21 protein-coding genes are annotated in these 20,902 nt (G+C 74.9%); 9 read left to right on the top strand and 12 right to left on the bottom strand.

Annotated features, from left to right (window positions below; translation table 11 throughout):
- Positions 1–32: 32 nt before the first annotated feature.
- Genes ACFZBX_RS04105 through ACFZBX_RS04090 form a run of 4 tightly spaced genes read right to left on the bottom strand, consistent with a single transcriptional unit; the run spans position 33 to position 4,158 of the window.
- Positions 33–515, bottom strand: a complete 483-nt coding sequence (locus ACFZBX_RS04105) for a hypothetical protein (RefSeq protein ID WP_391531389.1) — start codon at positions 513–515, stop codon at positions 33–35.
- A 33-nt stretch (positions 516–548) separates the two neighbouring features.
- Positions 549–1,547, bottom strand: a complete 999-nt coding sequence (locus tag ACFZBX_RS04100) for a hypothetical protein (RefSeq protein ID WP_391531388.1) — start codon at positions 1,545–1,547, stop codon at positions 549–551.
- The gene (locus ACFZBX_RS04095; RefSeq protein WP_391531456.1) at positions 1,544–2,812 is read right to left on the bottom strand and encodes an MFS transporter; all 1,269 of its coding nucleotides are present in this window, start codon (positions 2,810–2,812) and stop codon (positions 1,544–1,546) included. The genes ACFZBX_RS04100 and ACFZBX_RS04095 overlap by 4 nt, the downstream gene beginning before the upstream one ends.
- Positions 2,813–2,814: 2 nt before the next feature.
- On the bottom strand, positions 2,815–4,158 hold the full coding sequence (locus tag ACFZBX_RS04090; protein ID WP_391531387.1) for a discoidin domain-containing protein: 1,344 nt from the start codon (positions 4,156–4,158) through the stop codon (positions 2,815–2,817).
- A 333-nt stretch (positions 4,159–4,491) separates the two neighbouring features.
- Here ACFZBX_RS04090 and ACFZBX_RS04085 point away from each other — a divergent pair, with 333 nt between their 5' ends.
- Together ACFZBX_RS04085 and ACFZBX_RS04080 are read left to right on the top strand one after the other, a co-directional pair.
- Entirely contained in the window at positions 4,492–5,874 is a 1,383-nt protein-coding gene (locus ACFZBX_RS04085) for a rhodanese-like domain-containing protein (RefSeq protein ID WP_391531386.1), read from the top strand.
- Positions 5,875–6,041: 167 nt separating this feature from the next.
- Positions 6,042–6,431 carry a DUF302 domain-containing protein gene (locus tag ACFZBX_RS04080; RefSeq protein ID WP_391531385.1) on the top strand — a complete coding sequence of 130 codons (390 nt, stop codon included), beginning with the start codon at positions 6,042–6,044 and terminating at the stop codon, positions 6,429–6,431.
- Positions 6,432–6,539: 108 nt separating this feature from the next.
- Here ACFZBX_RS04080 and ACFZBX_RS04075 read toward each other — a convergent pair whose 3' ends face one another.
- Positions 6,540–6,707 (bottom strand): hypothetical protein, encoded by a 168-nt coding sequence (locus tag ACFZBX_RS04075; RefSeq protein ID WP_391531384.1) that lies wholly within the window; start codon positions 6,705–6,707, stop codon positions 6,540–6,542.
- 320 nt (positions 6,708–7,027) lie between these two features.
- Here ACFZBX_RS04075 and ACFZBX_RS04070 point away from each other — a divergent pair, with 320 nt between their 5' ends.
- Genes ACFZBX_RS04070 through ACFZBX_RS04055 form a run of 4 tightly spaced genes read left to right on the top strand, consistent with a single transcriptional unit; the run spans position 7,028 to position 10,342 of the window.
- A complete protein-coding gene (locus ACFZBX_RS04070; protein WP_391531383.1) occupies positions 7,028–7,894 on the top strand; it encodes a hypothetical protein in 867 nt (288 codons plus the stop codon).
- 50 nt (positions 7,895–7,944) lie between these two features.
- Positions 7,945–8,736, top strand: a complete 792-nt coding sequence (locus ACFZBX_RS04065; protein WP_391531382.1) for a hypothetical protein — start codon at positions 7,945–7,947, stop codon at positions 8,734–8,736.
- Positions 8,733–9,515, top strand: coding sequence for a hypothetical protein (locus ACFZBX_RS04060; protein ID WP_391531381.1), 783 nt, complete (start codon positions 8,733–8,735; stop codon positions 9,513–9,515). The genes ACFZBX_RS04065 and ACFZBX_RS04060 overlap by 4 nt, the downstream gene beginning before the upstream one ends.
- Positions 9,512–10,342, top strand: coding sequence for a hypothetical protein (locus ACFZBX_RS04055; RefSeq protein WP_391531380.1), 831 nt, complete (start codon positions 9,512–9,514; stop codon positions 10,340–10,342). The genes ACFZBX_RS04060 and ACFZBX_RS04055 overlap by 4 nt, the downstream gene beginning before the upstream one ends.
- Positions 10,343–10,362: 20 nt before the next feature.
- On the opposite strand, the gene ACFZBX_RS04050 is transcribed toward ACFZBX_RS04055, so the two are convergent.
- Positions 10,363–11,928 (bottom strand): FAD-dependent monooxygenase, encoded by a 1,566-nt coding sequence (locus ACFZBX_RS04050; protein ID WP_391531379.1) that lies wholly within the window; start codon positions 11,926–11,928, stop codon positions 10,363–10,365.
- 96 nt (positions 11,929–12,024) lie between these two features.
- Here ACFZBX_RS04050 and ACFZBX_RS04045 point away from each other — a divergent pair, with 96 nt between their 5' ends.
- Positions 12,025–12,576 carry a CGNR zinc finger domain-containing protein gene (locus tag ACFZBX_RS04045; RefSeq protein WP_391531378.1) on the top strand — a complete coding sequence of 184 codons (552 nt, stop codon included), beginning with the start codon at positions 12,025–12,027 and terminating at the stop codon, positions 12,574–12,576.
- Positions 12,577–12,622: 46 nt separating this feature from the next.
- Here the strand turns inward: ACFZBX_RS04045 and ACFZBX_RS04040 are convergent, their stop codons facing one another.
- The gene (locus ACFZBX_RS04040) at positions 12,623–13,627 is read right to left on the bottom strand and encodes an LLM class flavin-dependent oxidoreductase (protein WP_391531377.1); all 1,005 of its coding nucleotides are present in this window, start codon (positions 13,625–13,627) and stop codon (positions 12,623–12,625) included.
- A gap of 96 nt (positions 13,628–13,723) precedes the next feature.
- Between ACFZBX_RS04040 and ACFZBX_RS04035 the strand changes: the two genes are divergently transcribed.
- Complete coding sequence (locus ACFZBX_RS04035; RefSeq protein ID WP_391531376.1) at positions 13,724–14,287, top strand: GNAT family N-acetyltransferase; 564 nt, start codon at positions 13,724–13,726, stop codon at positions 14,285–14,287.
- A 22-nt stretch (positions 14,288–14,309) separates the two neighbouring features.
- Here the strand turns inward: ACFZBX_RS04035 and ACFZBX_RS04030 are convergent, their stop codons facing one another.
- From ACFZBX_RS04030 to ACFZBX_RS04020, 3 genes are all read right to left on the bottom strand, one after another.
- Positions 14,310–15,236, bottom strand: coding sequence for a phosphotransferase family protein (locus ACFZBX_RS04030; RefSeq protein ID WP_391531375.1), 927 nt, complete (start codon positions 15,234–15,236; stop codon positions 14,310–14,312).
- A gap of 50 nt (positions 15,237–15,286) precedes the next feature.
- Complete coding sequence (locus ACFZBX_RS04025) at positions 15,287–16,243, bottom strand: GlxA family transcriptional regulator (RefSeq protein ID WP_391531374.1); 957 nt, start codon at positions 16,241–16,243, stop codon at positions 15,287–15,289.
- Positions 16,244–16,342: 99 nt separating this feature from the next.
- Positions 16,343–17,170, bottom strand: coding sequence for a S1 family peptidase (locus tag ACFZBX_RS04020; RefSeq protein ID WP_391531373.1), 828 nt, complete (start codon positions 17,168–17,170; stop codon positions 16,343–16,345).
- A 160-nt stretch (positions 17,171–17,330) separates the two neighbouring features.
- On the opposite strand from ACFZBX_RS04020, the gene ACFZBX_RS04015 reads away from it, so the two are divergent.
- Positions 17,331–18,326 (top strand): GlxA family transcriptional regulator, encoded by a 996-nt coding sequence (locus tag ACFZBX_RS04015; RefSeq protein ID WP_391531372.1) that lies wholly within the window; start codon positions 17,331–17,333, stop codon positions 18,324–18,326.
- Between the two features lie 96 nt (positions 18,327–18,422).
- On the opposite strand, the gene ACFZBX_RS04010 is transcribed toward ACFZBX_RS04015, so the two are convergent.
- Together ACFZBX_RS04010 and ACFZBX_RS04005 are read right to left on the bottom strand one after the other, a co-directional pair.
- Entirely contained in the window at positions 18,423–19,493 is a 1,071-nt protein-coding gene (locus ACFZBX_RS04010) for a phosphatidylinositol-specific phospholipase C domain-containing protein (RefSeq protein WP_391531371.1), read from the bottom strand.
- Between the two features lie 183 nt (positions 19,494–19,676).
- Complete coding sequence (locus ACFZBX_RS04005) at positions 19,677–20,558, bottom strand: glutaminase (RefSeq protein WP_391531455.1); 882 nt, start codon at positions 20,556–20,558, stop codon at positions 19,677–19,679.
- Positions 20,559–20,902: the final 344 nt, after the last annotated feature.

The following is a 20,902-nucleotide window of genomic DNA, read 5'->3' as shown; positions in this document are numbered from 1 at the left end:
CCCGCTGATGCGCCGGCACCGCCGCCGGACCCTCAGGCGAGGGTGTTCACGACCCGCCCGGAGCCGATGGTGCGGCCGTCGGCGAGGACGGCGAAGTGCAGGGGCCGCTCCAGGGCGACCGGGCGGTCGAGGGTGAACTTCGCCTCGGCGGTGTCACCGGGCAGGAGCCGAGTCTCCTCCTGGAAGTAGTAAGAGGTCGTCCCGTCTCCGCCGAATTCCGCTGCGGGCGCTGCCCCCTTGATTCCCGCCTCCTCGTGATCGGGAAGGGTGATCCGGGCCGAGACCTCGGCGGTGGGCAGGCGCAGCGTGAACCGGTTGCTGTTTTCGATCGTGTGCGAGGAGCCGACGTCCGCCGCGCCGGCGACGAGGACCAGGAGCGGTCGCCCGCCCTTCCGGCCCTTCGTGACTTTCCGTGACAGAACGATGGCACATTGAGATCCCCCGTGGTGGCCGTACCGGCCTGTGGCGGACTGCCCGCAGGGGCGCGCGCATGGTGGACGGCCCAACCGCGCCACCCGCTGCGCCCCGCCGCAGCGACCGGCGGCTCATCAGCGGGACGGCGCCGGCACGGTGACCGGGGAGGAGCCGCCGGGCACCAGTAGCCGCGGTGCGCCGGTGCCGTCCGCGGGGACCGTCCAGATGTCGCCGCCCTTGCCCTCCCTGGCCGGGAGGGCGTAGGCGAGGGTGGCGTCGTCCAGCCAGGCGGCCTGGTCGTCGACGCTGTGCGACTCGGCCGTGGGGTGCTCGCGCAGGTCGGCCAGGTCCAGCACGTACAGCCGCCAGGGGGCGGCCGGGTCGTCCGACACCTTCTTCTTGAAGGCGACCCGGGTGCCGTCCGGGGAGAGCGAGGGGCACTCGACGTTCTCCCGCAGGGTGCGCGCCGACCACGCCTTGAGGTCGCCCTCGACCAGGTGGGTGCGGCCGCCGGTGGCGACGGTGGCGTAGAAGCGGTTCTCGTCGGCGGCGAAGTTGACTCCCCAGTAGTTGACGTCGGCGGCGTGGTACCGGGCGCCGCCGAGGGTCAGCGGGATCTCCTCGATCGACTTGACCAGGTAGCCGGTGCGCAGGTCCAGGATCGAGGTGCGGGTGGAGAAGCCGCTCTTCGCGTAGGAGTCCCCGGCCGCGAAGGTGGTCCAGGAGAGCACCTGTCCGGAGGGCGAGACCCGGGCCCGGTTCGGGATGCCGGGCACGGTGACCGTCCGCAGTTCGGTGAACGCCCGGTCGTAGACCACCGCCTGGGTGCGGGCCGGGGTGCCGGGCAGCGCCCGCAGGCACAGCGCCCGCTCCCCCGCCGCGTAGAACCGCTCGCAGGACGGCCCGTCCGGGGCGCCCGGGGTGCGGGCGACCCGTCCGGTGGCGCCGTCGCGGTAGTAGAGGCCGGCCTCGTTCAGGGTGAACGAGGCCTCCGCCGCGACGAGTTGTCGCCCGCCGCCGCGCTCGCGGGCGTGCAGGACGTAGCCGAGCGAGCCGCCCAGCAGGACGAGGAGGGCGAGGACCAGCACGGTCGTGCGGGCCTTCACCGTCGCGCGCGGGTTCAGCGGGTTCATGCGTCACTCCTTCCCGGCAGGATCCGCCAGGCGGCGGCGAGGGCGGCGGCCAGCGCGAGGGCGGCGGCCAGCAGGGCGGGGCGCGGTCCCCACCACGTCCAGGCGACCCCGAACCCGGCCGCCCCGACCAGCCGGGCCAGCGCCTGCCCGGTCTGCAGCACCGCGAGCCCGCCCGCCCGGCCGTCGGCCGGCAGCACCGGTCCGGCCAGTGCCATCAGCACGCCGTCGGTGGCGGCGTAGAAGACGCCGAGCAGGACGAGGACGAGGACGGCGGAAGGCCATCCGAGCGGTGCCAGCAGGGTGAGGTAGGCGGCGAGCAGCGCGCCGTGCCCGAGCAGGAACGGGGTGCGCCGGCCGGCGCGGTCGGCGAGCCGGCCGGCCGGGACGGCCAGCAGCAGGTAGCAGGCGGCCGCGCCGAGCGGCAGCAGCGGGAAGAGGACGGGCGACAGGTCGAGGCCGCGCTGGAGGAGCAGGTAGAGGAAGGAGTCGCCGATGGTGGCGGCGCCCAGCAGCGCGGCGGCGGCGGTCACCCGCCGGAACACCGGGTCGCGCAGGACCCGGTGCTTCGTCCGCACCGGCTTCGGCGCGGCGGCGGCCCGCACCGGTGCGGACGCGGACACGGGCGCCGGCGCGGGCGGGCCGGCCGGGACGAAGAGCACCAGGACCAGCACGCCGAGCAGGCCGGTGGCGAAGCTGACCACGAAAACCGCGTCGTAGGCGTCCGCCGTCGCCCAGAGCACCGCGAACGCGACCAGCGGCCCGAGCAGCGCCCCCGTGGTGTCCATCGCCCGGTGCACGCCGAAGGCCCGGCCGAGCGCCTCCGGCGGTGCGCTGAGCGTGATCATCGCGTCCCGCGGGGCGGTCCGCACGCCCTTGCCGAGCCGGTCGGCGGCCAGTGCGGCGGCGATCCCGCCGGCCGCGCCGCCGGCCAGCAGCAGCCCGAGCCGGGAGAGCGCCGACAGCAGGTAGCCCGCCCCGGCGACCGTCCGGTGGCGGCCGCCGCCCCGGTCGGCGAGCCGGCCGCCGAGCAGCCGGACCAGCGCGGTGGCGCCGTTGAACAGTCCGTCGAGGAAGCCGAATTGGAGGGGTGACAGGCCGAGGCCCAGCACCAGGTAGAGCGGCAGCACGGCGGTGACCATCTCCGAGGAGACGTCGGTGACCAGGCTGACCGCCCCGAGCGCGACGACCGTGCCGGGGACGCGCCGCCCCACCCCGGCGGGGCGGGGCGGCGCGTCCGGACGGCGGCCGGTGGTGGCCAGGTACATCATCAGTGGCAGTTGTAGGTCGGGCCGGTGTCCTTGGCCTGGCCGTCCGTGCCGACGTAGCTCCAGCCGTACCCGGAGTCGGTGAAGTCCAGCTTCAGCACGCCGTAGTCGCCGCTGATCCGCTTCTGGCTGTTGGGCTGGACCTGCTCGATCGGGTAGGGCTCGGCGCCGCCCATGCCGCCGACGATCTCGACGATGCCGTCCGCGGTGGCCCTGCCGTCCGGGTCCTGCGGGGCGAACCGCTCGTAGTGGTGGTCGTGGCCGTTCAGCACCAGGTCGGCCCGGGCGTCGTAGAGGATCCGCCACACCGGCCGGGAGACCGGGTCGTTGCCGTGCCCGCCCGAGGAGTACAGCGGGTGGTGCCAGTAGGCGGCGACGCACTTCCTGGAGTTGGCCGCCAGGTCGGCCTTCAGCCAGTCGATCTGGGCGCTCTGGTCGAAGGCGTTGGAGTCCAGCGCGACGAAGTGCCAGTTGCCCTCGTCGAAGCTGTACCAGCTCTTACCCTGCGGGTAGGCGATGCTGCCGAAGTACGACTTGTAGCCGGCCAGCGAACCGGCCGGGTCGTAGGTCTCGTGGTTGCCCGGCACCGGGTGGGTCTTCGCCTTGAACGCGCCCCAGCTCTTGTCGTAGTAGTTCTTGAAGTCCGCCAGCCTGGCGTCGTCGTACTGGTTGTCACCCATCGTCAGGTAGAACCGCGGGTTGATCCGCTGGGCCAGTGCCGCGGTCTTCGGGTGGGCGCAGCCGCTGTCCGAGGCGGTGCACTGCGCGGCGATGTCGCCGGCCGCGACCACGGTGAACGCCCCGCCCGCCGGTCCGGTGGGGGTGGGCCCGGTCGGCGTGGGCCCGGTCGGCGTGGGCCCGGTCGGCGACGGCGTGCTGTCCAGGACGCCGTACACCTCCAGCTCGAACAGCGAGTAGCCGTACGAGGTGCCGCGCGCCGTCCCGTACATCCGGACGTGGCGGCCCTTGCCGGACAGGCCCGTCCAGTCGTCGGTGCCGCCGTTGCCGGCCTTCTCCTCCGCGACCGCCGTCCAGGTCACCCCGTCCGCCGACACCTCCAGCCGGTACGCCTTCGCGTACGCGGCCTCCCAGCTGAGCTTGATCCGCGAGACGGTGGCGCCCGCCCCGAGGTCCACCCGCAGCCACTGCGGGTCCGTGCCCTCGGCGCTCGCCCACCGCGTGGTGGCGCTGCCGTCGAAGGCCTTGCCGGCCGCGTACGACGAGCCCTCCGTGGAGGAGGCCGTCGCGGCCTTCCCGCGCGAGAGCAGCGGATCGGCCGCCGCTCCCGCCTGCCCGGACCACCCGAGCACCAGACCGCCGAGCAATACCAGCACGGCGGCGAACACACCGACATGGACAGGCCTTACCGAGACATCCGGACGCATCCTTGGACTCCCCGACCTTGGGAAACGGTGAGAGCTGGGCACCGGTGCGCACCACGCACGCGCCCACCGGCGAGGGGAGCGTAGTAGAAAGTAAAGTTTCCTGACAATAGCCGGGCCCACACCGAACTCCCGTACGCATCAGGCGCCTTGTCCCCTCACTTCCGCCCCACCGCCCGGCGGGCCCGGAGGTGTGCCGGGCGTCACCCTTCGCCGAAATTTACCCCCGGGGGTATGGTGGAAGACGTAACGGATACCCCACTGGGTATTTTGGAATCGGATGCAGGAGCGATCCACGTGTTCTTCGCCCAGTACTACCTCGACTGCCTCTCCCAGGCCTCCTACCTGGTCGCCGACGAGACCACCGGCCGCGCCGTGGTGATCGACCCGCGCCGGGACGTCGACGAGTACGTCGCCGACGCCGAGGCGCACGGGTTCACCGTCGAGGCCGTCATCAACACGCACTTCCACGCCGACTTCCTGGCCGGCCACCTGGAGCTGGCGGCCCGCACGGGCGCCTGGATCGGCTACGGGAACCGGGCGGTCACCGAGTACCCGATCCGGGGGCTCGCCGACGGCGAGCGGATCGAACTGGGCGAGGTCGCCCTGCAGATCATGGAGACCCCCGGGCACACCCCCGAGTCGATCAGCGTCCTGGTGTACGAGCACTCCGCGGACACCGTCCCCTACGGCGTGCTGACCGGCGACGCGCTGTTCATCGGCGACGTCGGCCGCCCCGACCTGCTGGCCTCGGCGGGCACCACGGCCGAGGAGCTCGGCCGGATGCTCCACCACAGCGTCCAGCACAGGCTGATGGCCCTGCCCGACGAGGTCCGGGTCTTCCCCGCCCACGGCGCCGGCTCGTCCTGCGGCAAGAACCTCTCCACCGAGCGCCAGTCCACCATCGGCGCACAGCGCGCCACCAACTACGCCTGTGCGCCCATGAGCGAGGAGGACTTCGTCGCCATCGTCACGGCCGGACAGTCCGCCGCGCCCGGGTACTTCGGCCACGACGCCGCCCTCAACCGGCAGGACCGCGGCCTGTTCGACGCCGCGCTCGCCCACCGTCCGCTGACCGCCGAGGAGTTCGCCGCCCACCGGCGCGACGGCGCGGTGGTGGTCGACGCCCGCAGCCCGCAGGAGTTCGCCGCCGGACACCTGCGCGGGTCGGTCAACGTCCCCGCCGACGGCCGCTTCGCCGAGCAGGCCGGCGCCGTGCTCGGCCCGGACTCCGCGCTGCTGGTCGTCGCACCGGACGGCCGCGAGGGCGAGATCGTCACCCGCCTCGCCCGCATCGGCTTCGACCGCACCGTGGGCCACCTGGCCGAGCCCGGCACCGCGCTGCCCGCGTTCGCCGAGGACCTCACCCCCGCCGCCCGCCTCACCGTCGACCAGCTGCGCACCGCCCTGGCCGCCGAGCGGCCCCCGCTGGTGCTCGACGTCCGCACCTGCGGCGAGCGCGCGGAGGGCGCCGTCGAGGGCTCGGTGCACATCCCGCTGAACGAGCTGCCCGGCCGCATCGAGGAGATCCCGCAGGACCGGGCGCTGGTCGTCCACTGCGCCGGCGGCCACCGCTCCTCGATCGCCGCCAGCCTGCTGCGCCGGCGCGGCCTCGGCGAGGTCTCCGACCTGCTGGGCGGCTACGCCGCCTGGGACGCCGCCTGGGACGCCGCCGCCTGAGCCGCCCGGGAACGGGCACGGCGCGGCCGGGTGCCGCCTCCCGCGCCTTCGACCGGACCGGGTCCAGGATCGTGGGCGGGGGCATACGCCGGCACGTGGTCCCGGACAGCGACGCGCCGTCTCGCCGGCGCCCGGCCACCACCCCCTCACCAGGAACGGAGCACCCCATGGACTACGGCATCCCCGTCACCCTCGACCTGCCCTTCGCCGAGGCCGTCGAAAAGGTCCGCGCCGCGCTCGCCGAGCAGGGATTCGGCATCCTCACCGAGATCGACGTCCGCGCGACCCTGCGCGCCAAGATCGGCGAGGAGATCGAGGACTATCTGATCCTCGGCGCCTGCAACCCGCCGCTCGCCCACCGCGCCCTCCAGGCCGACCGGCACATCGGACTGCTGCTGCCGTGCAACGTCGTGGTCCGCGCGGACGGCGGACGCACGGTCGTCGAGGCGATCGACCCGCAGCTGATGGTCCGGATCAGCGGGCAGCCGGCGCTGGAGGCCGTGGCCGACGAGGCGGCCACCCGGCTGCGTGCGGCGCTGGCCGCGCTCACCGACTGAGGTCCGGGCCGCCGTTCCTCGTCGGCGCACCCGGATCGGGTCGTCCGCGCACACGGATCGGGCCGTGCCGGGATCTCCGGCACGGCCCGATCGGCGCTTCCCGCGGGTTCAGCGGCGGCCGAAGAGCCTCGCGAGGAGGCCGCCGCCCTTCCGCGCGTCGCGGTCGCAGCCGCAGCGGCCGGCCTTGGGGACCCCGGCCAGCACCTGGTCGACGTGCATGCCGCACCCCGCATAGGTGGCCTTGCCGCAGCTCCGGCACGTCGTACGTCGGCACATCACAGGACTCCTCACGTCCGGGGGCTTCCCCCTCGCTTCCACTATACCGGTGGGGGTATTTTTCCGGATGAACTGCGCTGATCCGGCCAATACGGTCACGCGGGTGCCGCGGGTGCTGGAGCCGATCGATTTCGGTTCGATCACGGCGTGTCCCATTGGTCGGATCTTGGGAGGGAGTGCGGTGATTGATCTTGTTGGCGACGGGACCGGCGCACTCTCATAATTCCAGCCAGACGCGCGACAGGCGGCCGTCAGAGCCGCCGTGAGTGCCCGCGAGAGGCCCGTGCGTACACATACTGACCTTTCCCAGGGGGAATCCCTTGTCCGCGCACGATCACGTGCCGCCCGCCGGGTCCGGCCCCGGCACCGAACCCACCACCGAGCCCGCGACCGCACCTGAACCCGCTCCCGGCACTCCGGCCCCGGCGGCTCCGGCGGCCGCGCGGCGGAAGCTGCCGCGCGCCGTCGCCGTGGCGCTGGCCACCGCGGGCCTGCTCGCCGTCACCGCGACCAGCGCCGCCGTGACGGTGGCCGTCGGCAAGCCGGAGAGCCGACCGGCCGTGGCCGCCGCGACGGCCGCACCGGCGGCGGCGAGCCCGACCGCCTCACCCTCGGCGTCCGCCACCGCCGCGCCGAGCACCCCACCGCCCACGCCCGCGCCGGCTCCGAAGAGCACCGTCCAGGGCACCGTCAGCGGTGGCCGGCACGACGGCGACCTGCGGTACTTCCTGCTCCCGATCCCCGCGGGCGGCGAATCCTACGGCCCGGCCGACGGCATGCCGTTGACCGACGAGGAGATGGCCGAGGAGTCCGACGACGGCACGGACATCATGGCCATCCTCCACGAACTCGGCTACAAGGACGCCGCCACCCGGGCCTACCGCACGGCGGACGGCAAGGCCGAGGTCACCGTCACCCTGCTGCGCTTCACCAGCGCCGCGCAGGCGGAGTTCTTCGCCAAGAACGACACCAGGGACCTCCCCTCGATCGAGGTCACCGGCGACCCCGGCGCCCGCGGGTACATCGACAAGCCCAAGCAGGAGGCCCACACCGGCTCGATGACCGGCATCTCCACCCAGGGCGATGTGCAGTACACGGTCGACGTCGAGGTGAAGGGCACCCCGGACAAGGCCCTGCTCAGCGAGCTGATGAAGCGTCAGCGCGACTGGCTGACCACCGGCCGCTGAGCGCGCACCCGGACCCCTCCTCGTTCCCCCCTTTCCTTTGGAGTTCCCGCGTGACCACCGAACCCGTGGTGCCGTCGCCCGTCGACGGGCCGCCGTCGGCCCCACCCCCGCCGCCCCCACTCGCCGACCCCGCCGGCCTTGACGCCGCTCCGGCGCCCGCCCGGCGCCCGCGCCGGCCGCGCCCGGTGCTGCTGCTGGTCTCCGGGCTGGTGCTCGGAACCGCCGCCGGCGGCGGCATCGGCTACGCCATCCAGGCCGGCCGGCCCCCGACGCCCCTGCCGCCGGTCCAGGTGGCGCTGCCGACGTACCCGTCCGAGGTGCTGGCCACGGCCGTCGCCGCCGCATCCGCGCCCTCGCCGCTCGCCATCGACGGGGACCTGCGGAAGCTGCTGATCACCGCACCGAGCGGCAGCAAGCCGGTGGACGACTTCCCGGAGAAGCCGAGCTGGATCACCGTCGGCGAGCTCGCCGAGCAGAGCACCGGGTCGGTCAGCGCGTTCAACAGGCTGAACAACAGCGGGTTCCGGCGCGCGGCACAGGTCGGCTGGCTGCAGGGCGATCTCGCGGTCTACGTCTCCCTGACTCAGTACGGGGCCGACAACGCCAACTCCGCCGCTGTGAAGTGGTCCGGCCTCATGCCGTTCAGTCCCGAGGCCAACGGCGGCTACCAGGTCGACAACTCACCTTCGCAGTCGGCCAAGGGCACCGGACGGCACTACTACGGTCTCGCGGTCGCACAGCGCGGCACGGTGCAGATGGAGATCGAGGTCTACGGGACGAAGCCGGTGGATGCCGAGGTCGTGAAGGACCTCGGCAAGCAGCAGTGGGAGCGGCTGGTATGAGCGACAACACCGGAACCGTCCCGGCGGAGCCCGCGCGCGGCACCTCCCGCCGCCTCCTGCGCGTCGGCGGTGCGACCGTGGCGGCCGCCCTGGTCGGTGTGGGCATCGGGGTCGGCATCATCGAGGTGCGGTACGACGACACCGCCACCCCCGTCGCCGCCACCACCGCCGGGGCGGTCGCGAAGCCCGCGCCGACCCCCACCGCCACGCCCTTCGGCGCGAAGTCGAACGGCAACCACTTCGGCTCGCTGCGCGACCTGCTGCTGCCGATGCCCGACGGCTACGCGCCCGGACCGGACGACGGCATCTACGGCAACGACGCCGAGGTGACGACCGACCAGCTGTCCACCGAGTTCGCCGACGAGCTCGTCGGCGTCCCCGAGGAACAGCAGGACAAGCTCCGCCGGTTCTGGGAGGACCTGCACGTCAAGGCCACCGGTGTGCGCACCTATCGGAACCAGACCGTCGTTCTCGGGATCCGGCTGCACCAGTTCAACCAGCAGGAGGTGCAGAAGATGAACGAGTACCGGGCCGTGTTCGCGGGCGACACCGGGCTCTTCCGCCTCGGCCCGGCCGTCCCCGGTCACCCCGAGGCGCATTGCTACCTGATGCCCGCGCCGCCGTCGGCGCCGATCGACCGCATGGAGTGCTCGGCCGCCGAGGGCGACCTCCTGGTGGTGCTGACCGTCGAGGGCGTGGCTCCCCTACCCAAGGACAAGATCGTCAACCTCCTGACCCAGCAGCTCGACCGCCTCGCCCGCCCGGGAGCCTCCGCATGACCGACAGCAGCGACACCCCCGCCGTGCCGGACGTCCCGGTCGCCGAGCCCGGAGCACCGACCACCGAGGATCAGGCCGCCCACCGGACCCGGCGTCGCAAGGCCGTGCTGCGGTGGGGCGCCGCCGCCGTGGTGTGCGCGCTGGCCGGGACGGGGAGTGCGCTCGCCGTCACCGTGCCGGACCGCACCGACCTGCCGGGTCTGGCCACCAAGCACGACGGGCGCTACACCTTCCCCGCTCTTGTCCTGCCGCCGCTGCCCTCCGGCAAGGCCGTCCCGAAGGAGGACAACCGCCGGCATTCGGCGGACGTGCGGCGGCTGCTTCTCCCCGCACCGCTGGAGGCCGGCGGCTCGCTCGCCCCGGCGCCGACGGCGAGCACCGGCGCCGACTGGGTCGACTGCCAGGGCGTGGCCGCCGACCACAAGGAGCCCGCGAGGATGCGCGCGCTCCTGCTCATGAACGCCTGCCGGGCCGCCACCGTTCGCGAGTGGACCGCCTCCGACGGCACCCGGACCCGGATCCAGCTGCTCGCCTTCGGTTCCCACCAGGAGGCCCGGCCCGTGTTCTCCGCATTCCGTGACCACGTCGAGCCGAAGGACATCGACGGCCTCAAGCTGGTCACACCCCCGGCCTGGGGTACGCCGGACACCGTCGACATCGCGGTCCGCGAGACCCCGTCCGCCAGGCCCGGCGCCGAACCGGCCTACCGGCTGGCGTACCTGGCCGCCGGCGACCTCGTGGGCGTCGTCACCATGACCAACCCCGCCGGCGTCCGCGCCGCCGCGTTCCGGCAGGTGGTGACGCTCCAGTCCGACCTGCTCGCCTGAGCCCCGCCCCCGCCCCGGCTTCACCGCCGGGGCGGCGCGGCGGTGTCCTCCGCCGACAGGAGCCGGCGCAGCACGCCGAGCAGGCCGGTGTCCTCGGCGGGCGGGTGGGCGGCGTGCCAGGCGAGGTGGCCGTCGGGGCGGACGAGGAGGGCTCCGGTGGCGGGGAGGCCGGACAGCCGCGTCCACCGGGGCTCGTCGACCGGGAGGGGGTGCGCGGTGACGGGGAGGCCCGCCGCGGTGGCGGTGGCGCTCTGGCGGTGCCAGGCGGGGTTCGGGGTGAGGAGGGTGAAGCCGGGGCCGACGAGGTCCAGGGTGGAGGCCGCGCCGGAGGACCCGGGGAGGGCCAGGTGCGGGAGGCGGCCGCCGGGGGCGGCGGCCCGGTGCTCGCAGGCCGGGTCGAGGGGCGGCGGGGCCGGGGTGCCGGGCTCGGTGAGGACGGCGGTCGAGCGGTAGACGGCGGTGAGCAGCAGTTCGTCGTCGATCCGGTAGCCGGCGCGGGCCCGGGAGTTGGCCAGTGAGAGGTCGATGACCTGGCGGGCGAGGGGGCGGCGTTCGTCCTCGTAGCTGTCCAGCAGCCGCTCGCCGGCGCGGCCGTCGAGGACGGCGGCGAGCTTCCAGGCGAGGTTGTCGGCGTCGCCGATGCCGGTGTTCATGCCGTGGCCGCCGGTCGGCGGCACCGTGTGGGCCGCGTCGCCCGCGAGCAGCACCCGGGAGCGGCGGTAGCCGGCCGCGAGGCGGGCGTCCATCCGCCAGGTCATGGTGTCGCGGACGGTGACGTCGAGTGCGGGCAGTCCGGCGGCGTCGCGGACCAGCCGGACGAGTGCCCGGTGGTCGGCGGTGAGCGCGTCGGGGTCGTCGTGCGAGGGGTCGTAGGGGTGCTGGTAGACCCAGTGCCGGTCGTTGTCGACCGCCAGGAAGCCGCCGCGGCCCGGGGCGGTGAGGAAGTAGGAGGCGCTGGCCCGGTCGGCCACGACCTCGCCGAGCGGGGCCTCGAAGCGGATGCTGAGGAAGTGTCCGAGGCCGGTCGGGCCCTCCATGGCGATGCCGGCGCCGGTGCGCACGGTGCTCGCCGCGCCGTCGCAGCCGACCAGCCGGTCGGCGTGCACGGTGTGCCGTTCGCCGGTGTCACGGTCCTCCAGTTCGGCGCGCACGCCGTCCTCGTCCTGGGTGAAGGAGAGCAGCCGGGTGTGGAACCGGATGTCCGCGGGCTCGCGGTCCCGGGCGTGTCGCAGCAGCACGGCCTCCAGGGCGTCCTGCGAGCAGATCAGCCCCGGGGAGGGCGTGCGCTCGGCGCCCGGCCGGGGGTCGGCCGCGACGCCGGTGCGGACGAAGTCCGGGTCGACGAGGTCGCGGCCCCGGTAGAAGTGGACGTGCGAGGGCGGCAGTCCGGCCCGCCGGAGGTCCGCTTCGAGCCCCAGGCGCCGGAGGATCTCGGCGGAGCGCGCCGAGACACCACGGGCCTTGGGGTGGCGGGAGGTCCCGGGGTGGGCCTCGACCAGCAGGTGGCGCACGCCGTACTCGGAGAGCAGCAGCGAGAGCGTCAGGCCGACCGGGCCTCCTCCCACCACCAGGACGGACGTCTTCATCGGCCATGACCGCATGGTGCCCCCTCGGGTCGTAACGCTCAACTTTGATTTCGACGTTACCATGGGGGCGTCGACATCACCGGAAGGGGAAGACGCATGACCGACGACCTCCAGGGCGGCAATCCGCGCGGGCTGCTCTTCATCGCCGAACTCGCCAACACCGTGCGGCAGGACCCCGAGGTGGGCGCCGCCGAACTCCAGGCGCTGCTGGAACGCCACCAGGGGCCGCCGTTCCGGCTGACCGAAGCCGACGCCCGCGAACTCCGGGAGGCCGCCGCCCCGCTCGTGCGCCTGCTGGGCACCGGTGACCCGGACGACGCCGCCGAGCAGATCAACGCGCTGCTCGACCGCCACCCCGTCCGGCCCCGGCTGGTGCGGCTGCCCGGCCGGCCCTGGTCGCTGCACACCGAGGCGCCGCCGGCCGCCGGCCTCACCCACTGGCTGCTGTCGACGGCCGCCCTCGCCCTCGGCCTCTGGCTGAGCGAACGCGGACGGTGCGCCTGGGGACGGTGCGCGGCGCCCGGCTGTGAGCGGTTCTTCGTGGACACCGGCCGCCGCACGCCGCAGCGCTACTGCACGCCGCGCTGTGCCACCCGGGTCCGGGTCGCCGCGCACCGGGCGCAGGCGCACCGGGCCGCCGAGGGGTGACGGGCCGCCGAAGGGCGACCGGCCGCCGAGGGGTGACGGGCCCGCCTCAGACCAGACCGGCGGCCTCGGCGAGCAGGCGGTAGGAGGTCAGCAGGTCCGTCCGGTCGTAGGTGCTGGTGGTCAGCAGGAACTCGTCGGCGCCGGTGCGCTTCATGAGCGCCGCGAGGTCGGCCACGGCCCGTTCGGGGGTGCCCGCGAGGTGGCCGGCGAGGGACTGTTCGAACGCGGTGCGCTCACGCGGGGTCATCGGCCGGGCCAGGACCTCCTCGACGGGTTCGAGCGGGGAGAACTCCCCGTGGGTGCGGCTGTGGGCGGTCGACCAGGCCTCCGGCACGAGCAGCGCGCGGGCCCGCTCCTCGGTCGGCGCGACGGCGACCGTCCCGGAGACGACCACATAGGGCCGCTCCGCCCGGGCGGAGGGGCGGAAGCGTGCCCGGTAGCGGTCGATCGCCGCCCGCATCGCCTCCTCACCGCGCGCCGCCGCGATCACCAGCGGGAGCCCCGCCTCGGCCGCCACGTCCGCTCCCGCGCCGGTGGCCAGCACGAACGCGGGCACGTCCAGGCCCTCGGCCGGGCGGGCGTGCACGCCCCCGGGGCCGCGCGCGGCGGGATCGAACCAGGAGAGCAGTTCGGCGAGTTGCCCGGGGAAGCGGTCCGCGGCGTCCTTCTCCCGTCCGAGGGCCCGGCGCACGCCGTCCGTGAAGCCCACCGAACGGCCCAGGCCCATGTCGATCCGGCCCGGGAACAGCGCCGCGAGGACGCCGAACTGCTCGGCGACGACCAGGGGCTGGTGATTGGGCAGCATCACCCCGCCGGTGCCCACCCGGATCCGGGAGGTCGCGGCGGCCACGGCGGCGGCCAGCACCGTCGGCGCCGAGCCGGCCACCCCCGGCACGCCGTGGTGCTCGGAGACCCAGAACCGGTGGTAGCCGAGCCGTTCGGCCTCCACCGCGAACGCGACGGTGTCCCGCAGTGCCTGGGCGGGCTCCTCCCCCCGGCGGGTGCGGGAGCGGTCCAGTACGGAGAGGCGGAGGGCGGGCGCGGCGGTCACGTCGGTGCCAACCGCCGACCGCGGCACGGTCATTCCCGCCGGTGGCGGGCGGAAATCCGATTGCGGGCGCGGGCCCGCCGCTGCTAGCAATGTCACATGCTATACACCTCCCGCATCGTGCTCCGGGCCCGTCACGACAGCGACGTCCCGGTGCTCCACACCGAGCTGCACGACGACATCGCCACCCGCTGCGCGGCCGATACCCGTCCGTGGCGCCCCCTCGCACCCGACTCCCCGCAGTCCCCGTTCGTCGTGGACGCGGGCGACGACAAGGCCGCCTGCTTCTCGGTGGTGGAACGGTCCTCCGGCGAGCTGGCCGGGGAGGCGCTGCTGTGGGGCATCGACGCGCACCAGCGGCACGCCCACCTCGGACTGGCGCTGCGACCGGGGTTCCGCGGGCGCGGCCTGGCCGGCGACATCGTGCGGCTGCTCTGCCGCTACGGGTTCACGGTGCGCGGGCTGCACCGGCTCCAGGTCGACACGCTCGCCGGCAACCTGCCGATGCTCAAGGCCGCCACGGGGGCGGGGTTCGTGGTCGAGGGCACGCTACGCCGGGCCGCCTGGGTGTGCGGGGCGTTCGAGGACGAGGTGGTACTCGGGCTGCTGGCCTCGGAGTGGACCGACGAGCCGGAGCCGGCGGACGCCGCCGCGCGGGCCTGAACCGGTTCGCCGCCCGCCCCCGTCAGCCGGGGCCGAACCAGTGCTCGGCGAGCGCCTCCAGGCTGTCCGTTCCCGGGGGCGGCGGCACCTCCCGCAGGTACCAGGGCAGGTTGCTGTACACGTGCAGCAGTGTGTACGCCATGGCCGTACGGGGGTCGACGGCGCGGCCGTACCCGGCCGCGAACCGTGCCATCAGGCCGGGCTCGGCCCGGGTGACGAAGACGCCGACGCCGACGAAGTCGTAGACCGGGTCGCCGATCATCGCGGGCTCGAAGTCGAACAGCCCGGACAGCCGTCCGCCGGTCCGGTCGAGCAGCAGGTGCCGGCGCATGAACTCGGTGTGCAGCAGCACGCGTCCGGGCTCGCGCGGCGGCGCGGCGGCGTCCAGGAAGCCGGGTATCCGCTCCAGCCAGGCCTCCGGCAGGCCGCGCTCGCGCTGGCGTGCGACGGCTGCGGCGCGCCGGCGGTCGGTGAAGGCCCCCCAGTCGCCGGGGCCGAGCACGTCGGTGAGCGGCCCCGGATCGAGCGCGTGCAGCGCCGCCAGGGCCTCCCCGGCCCCGGTGGTGATCCGCTCCCGGTCACGGGCCGTCAGCCCGGCCCAGGCCGGGGCGAGTTCCACCCCGCGCAGCCGGGACATCAGCACGTACCGCCAGCCGTTCTCGTACTCCCCGGCGTCGTGCAGCGCGGGCGTCGGCACCGGCAGCCGCCCGTCGAGGTGGGCGAGCACCCGGGCCTCGGTGACGCCGTCCTCGGCGGAGGCCTTGGGATAGAGCTTGAGCACCAGCGTGTCGCCGACCGCGTACACCGGCTGCGAGCCCCCGGCGAAGCGCTCCAGCGCGCGCCCGCCCAGCCCCAGCCGGGCGCAGAGGTCCGCCGCCCCGGGGCGCATGACCGCCTCGTCGGACAGGACGGTGTCCCACTGTTCGTCGGTCTCGACCAAGGGCAGCATGCCGGGAAGGCTAGGTGGCCTGCGGCGGGGCGGCAACCGGGTTTCCGGCGTCAACGCGGCCGGTGGCGGGCGCGGTAGGCGCGCGGGGTGGTGCCGGTGAGGCGGGCGAAGTGCGGGCGGAGGGCGGCGGGGGACGCGAAGCCGGTGCGGGCGGCGACCGCCTCCACCGGCTCGTCGGTCCGCTCCAGCAGCTCCCGGGCGCGCTCGGTGCGCAGGCTCAGCAGGTAGCGCGGGGCGCTGAGGCCGGTGCGGGCCAGGAAGCGCCGGTTGAGGCTGCTGACGCTGACACCCGCGTGGGCGGCGATGTCGGCGGGGGCGAGCGGCAGGTGGAGGCTGCGCCCCAGCCACTCCAGGGTCGCGTCGAGGCCGCTGCTGTCGGCGAGGGTGCGGTCGATGACCTCGGCCACCCGTTCGGCGTGCACCACCAGCGGGCTGAGCAGGTCCCGGCAGGTCCGCCCGGCGATCCGCTCGCCGTGGTCCTCGGCCAGCAGGCGCAGGCAGACGTCCAGCCCGCCGAACACCCCGCCGGAGGTGCGGAAGGGGCCGTCGGCGACCAGCGTGCCGCCGGGGTCGACCTGGACGCGGGGGTGGCGGCGGGCGAGTTCCCCGGTGTGGCGCCAGGCGGTGGTCGCCCGGCGGCCGTCCAGCAGGCCGGTCGCGGCGAGGGTGAGCACGCCCGCGCCGCAGGCGCCGATCCGGGCGCCCCGGGCGGCGGCCGCGCGGAGCGTGTCGAGCAGTGCGGGCGCCGGGCGGGCGCCCTGGTCGCGGTGGGCGGGCAGCAGGAGGACGTCGGCCCCGGCCGCGTCGGCGAGGCCGTACGGGAGCACGGCGTCGACGGGGGCGGTCGCGTCGAGGCGGACGGCGCCGGGACCGTCGCCCGCCGCGCAGAGCCGGACGTCGTAGGCGACGCCGGGGTGCTCGCGGGCGGCGGCGGCGAAGACGAGTCCGGGGAGGGTGAGGTGATGGCCGGGCAGGCCGTCGAGGGCGAGGACGGCGATCACGGGCATGGTGGGAGCGTAGTCCGAAGGTGGGGGCGGGCGGGGTCGGGGGTGCGGCGCACCGGCGGCGCGGTGCGCCGGTGCGCCGGGGTGACGGCCGGCGCGCGGTCAGTCGCCGTACGCCCGCAGCGTGGCCCGGATCCAGTCCGCGTAGGCGGGCACACTGGTGTAGAGCCCGGGGCCGGTCGAGCAGGTCGGGTCGGTGTCACCGTCCCCGGAGGTGGTCCCGACCAGCTCCCAGCGGCCGCCCCGGCCGTGCTGGATCTGCGGGCCGCCGGAGTCGCCGATGCAGGCCATCGCCCCGGGAACCGGGCTCACCGTGCACAGCCGGGCGAGGCCGGCGCGGCCCGGCGCGCACTCGTTGACGTCGCCGATGCGGGTGTCGAGCTGCTGCAGGCGCTTGGCGAAGGCGGCCTGGGTGATGTCGGTGGTATCGGCGGTGGTGCCGAAGCCCAGCAGCCTGGTCGGGGTTCCGGGGGCGCCCGCCCGGTCGGCGATCGGGATCGGCTTCTGCGGCGCGGCGCGGTCGAGGCGGACGAGCGCGAGGTCGTCCTGGTTCGCCCCGGCCGCCGCACCCAGCGTGTAGCCGGGGTGGGTGACGGTCCGCTCGATGCCGCGCACGGTGCCGCCACTGGTGCGCCGGTCGGAGGCGATGCGCACGATGCCGTCGGGGCGCACCAGCGAGGTGTCCATGCAGTGGGCGGCGGTGAGCACCCAGCGGGGGTGGATCAGGGTCGCGCCGCACACGCCGTCGTCGATTCCGGCCTCGGGGACGGTCATCGGGATCGAGGCCATGAAGGGGTAGCGCTCGGTGGCCGTCCGGCCGTTGACGATCGCCCCGGCGGGTCCGGTCAGGGTCGCCACGCAGGCCGCGGCGGCGAGGGTGACGATGGCGGCGCGCGCCGTGCGACGGGACCGGGAGGCGTTTCGTGACATGGGTGTTCCATTCGTTCGCGGGCGTGCGCGGGCACCCCCGGGGATGGTGGGATCCGCCCGCCGGTGGGCCGATGACCTGCGGCGTCGGTATGTCCCATCCTTCGCCGCCGCCCCCGGCCCCGACAGCGGCGGCGATGTCACCCTGGGCTAAATTCTGGACATGCCCGTGATCGCCGTCCTGCTGCTCGACGGGGTGCCCGGGCATCACGTCACCGTGCCCGCCGCCTGCTTCGGCACGGCCGACCGCTGCCACCCGTGGGTCTCCTACGAGGTGCGGCTCTGCGCCGCGCCGGGGTTCCGGTCGACCGGCGGCCCGTCGGCCTTCGGCCTGGCGACGCCGTGGGGGCTGGACGGTCTGGAGGGGCTGACCGAAGCCGACACCGTACTGGTGCCGGGGCACCCCGAGCACCCCGACGGTCCGCCGCCCGAGGTGACCGGGGCGCTGCGGGCGGCCGCCGCGCGGGGCTGCCGGATCGGGGCGTTCGGCGCGGGGACGTTCACGCTGGCCGCCGCCGGTCTGCTGGACGGCCGCCGGGCCGCGACCTCGCGCGCTCTCGCCGCCGGGCTGGCGCGGCGTCATCCCCGGACCGAGGTGGACCCGGACGGCGAGGTGACGACGGACGGGCCGTTCCACACCGCCGCCGGGGTCCTGGGCGGGGTCGACCTCTGCCTGCGGCTGATCACCCTGGATCACGGGGTGGCGGTGGCCGTCGAGACGGAGCGCCGGCTGTTCCTCGACCTGCCCGCCGACGACGCGGCGGCGCCCGGTGCGGCGGTGTCCGGCGACGGGCTCGGTCCCACCCTCGACTGGCTGGAGACCCGGCTCGACCACCCGCTGACCCTGGACGACATCGCCGCCCACGCCGGGCTCACCGTGCGGGGGCTCAGCCGCCGGTTCCGGGCGGAGACCGGCCTGCCACCCCTCCAGTACCTGCTGCGTGTCCGGATCCAGCGGGCGCAGCGCCTGCTGGAGCGCGGGGACGAGCCGGTGGCACGGATCGCCGCCCGCACGGGGCTTGGCACCCCGGCCAACCTCCGCCACCACTTCCAGCGGTACACCGGTACGACGCCGAGCGTGTACCGGGCGGCGTTCCGGTCCCTGGTGGAGACGCTGACCTGGCCCGAGGACGGACCGCCGGAGCGGGACCGTCCCTGACCCGCACACCGGACGGCCCGGCCCCGGGCATCGGGGTCGGGCCGTCGGGGCGTACGGGCCGTCAGGGCGTACGGGCCGCCGGGGGCCGCGGGCGGGTCAGCCGCGCGGCAGGACGAGGGACTGGACGCCGGGGAGCCTGCGCCAGTCGCTGGAGACGACGGTCGCGTGGGCGCGGGCGAGCTGTTCGGCGCGGGTGCGGGCCTGGTCGGCGGTGGGGTCGGTGTTGCTGATGGCGGGGGCGACGTTGTGGGCGTCGGTCATCGTCAGCAGGTAGTGGTTGGCGTCGTACCAGCTGGTGTCGACGCCGTTCACGTAGGTGGCGGCGTCGCCGTCGAAGACCACGAACCAGGGGCGGATCGAGGTCTCGGCGTACCGGGTGCGCGGGTCGCCGGTCGCCGCGCCGAGCGCGGTGGGGAACATCCGCGCCTCGCCGATCCGGCCGGCCGCGGCCAGGTCGCGCAGGTGGCGGCCGTACTCGACGTCGGTGTGCAGGGTGTCGAACGGGTTGTCCAGCTCGACCGTGCCGGGGATGACGTAGACCAGGGCACGGCCGGCCAGCGCCGACCTGGTCGGCCAGTTGCCGGCGCGGACGGCGTCGTCGAGGGTCGGGTAGGAGCCGCCGCCCGGCTTGGCGAGCAGGTCGGCCGGGCGCAGCGCGGCGGAGCCCAGGTGGGCGGCGATCAGGGCGTCGAGCTGGGCGGGTCCCATGCCGAGGTTCCCGGAGAAGCCCGGCTTGAGCTCCAGCTTGATCACCAGCGGGCCCGCGCCGGGGTGGGCGCCGAGCCAGATCCGCACGTCGTCCAGGCAAGCGTCCAGGTTCTTGTTGGCACTGCCGGAGTAGAGCTGGGCGGGCGTGGTGGCGCTGACGCAGTTGTTGGTGTTGCCGAGCGGGTTGGAGTGGTTGACCTTCCACTCCTTGGTGATGACGTTCGGCCAGGCGTCCAGCTCGATCATGCCGGTGCCGGTGTCCAGGCCCTGGGCGAGGTAGCCGAAGGCGGCCGGGTCGTAGGTGTTGTGCAGGCCGACGGTGGTCGCGGAGGCGAACGGGAGCTCGCCCGGGTCGCCGCCGGCGGCCTGCGCGGTGCCGCCGACGGGCAGGAGGGCGCCGGACGCGGCGAGCAGCAGGCCGGCGGCGAGGGTGCCGATGAGGGTACGGCGGACGGTCACGGTGTCAGTCCCCTTGTGAGTGCGCCTGCTGGCCGGCGCGTCTTCGGCGGTGGCTTCCGCCGGTGCAGAGCATGACCGGGCCGGCCGTCGGCACGGTGAAGAGGACATAACAACTCCGTGACCGTCGGCTTCCGGTCCGTCACCGGCAGGAGCCGCCGGGGGACGGGCGCGGCCGTGCCGCCGTCAGAACACCGACCAGCCGGTGGCCGTCGTCAGGGCGTCCAGGGCGGCGACGCCGAGCACCGAGTTGCCGGCGGCGTCCAGGCCCGGGCTCCAGGTGCAGACCGCGCCCCGGCCGGGCAGGACCGCGAGCACGCCGCCACCGACGCCGCTCTTGCCGGGCAGGCCCACCCGGTAGGCGAAATCGCCCGCCGCGTCGTAGGTGCCGCAGGTGAGCAGCACGGCGTTGATCCGCTTGGCCTCGCTGCGCGACAGCAGGCGCGAGCCGTCGACCCGCAGGCCGTGGCGGGCGAGGAAGAGGCCGGCCAGCGCCAGGTCCCGGCAGTCGGCCTCGATCGCGCAGTGCGCGTAGTAGTGCGCGAGGACGTCCTCGACCGGGTTGCGCAGGTTGCCGTAGCTCGCCATGAAGTGCGCCATCGCCGCGTTGCGGTGGCCGTGCTCGGCCTCGGAGGCGGCCACCGCGCGGTTCACGTCGACGGCCGGGTCGCCGGACTCCGCGCGCAGGAGGTCCAGCACGGCGCCGACCGCGTCACCGGTGAGCTCCAGCAGGCGGTCGGTCACCACGAGGGCGCCGGCGTTGATGAACGGGTTGCGCGGGATGCCGTGCTCGGACTCCAGCTGGACCAGCGAGTTGAACGGGTTGCCGGAGGGCTCGCGGCCGACGCCGGTCCACAGCCCGTCACCGCCCTCGGCGAGCGCCAGGGCGAGGGTGAACAGCTTCGAGACCGACTGGACGGAGAACGGCTGCCGCCAGTCCCCCGCGCCGAAGACCCGGCCGTCCACGGTGGCGATCGCCATGCCGAACGCCGACGGGTCCGCCTCGGCGAGTGCCGGGATGTAGTCGGCGACCCGGCCGCGCAGCGGCGAGCGCACGGCCGCCGCCATGGCGTCGAGCACCAGCGCCTGGTGGTCCACCGCGCCAAGGGCGTTCGAGCTGTTCAGGTCGTGCGTGTCGTCCGTGCCGTGCGGATGGTTCGTGCCGGTCGTGTCGTTCGTGTGGTTCACCGCGCCATTGTCCTCGCCGCCGGCCCGCGGGCCGTGGCCGGGGCCGACGGACGGGGTGTCGGCCCGGGGCGGCAGGCCGTAGCGGCGGGCCGGACGGTCCCGGAGGAGCGTTCGAGCCCCCTCCGTTTCGCTCCTCGGCCCGCGAGGCTTTGACGGATCGTTACCCCGACGTTGCACCCGGACGCCCGGTCCCGGTGGCGACGCCGCTACCCTGTGCTCCGCAG

The sequence above is a fragment of the Kitasatospora sp. NPDC008115 genome (genome assembly GCF_042957205.1).
Lineage (GTDB): Bacteria > Actinomycetota > Actinomycetes > Streptomycetales > Streptomycetaceae > Kitasatospora.
The sequence above is the reverse complement of the archived record's forward strand: the minus strand, read 5'-3'. Positions and strand labels throughout refer to the sequence as shown.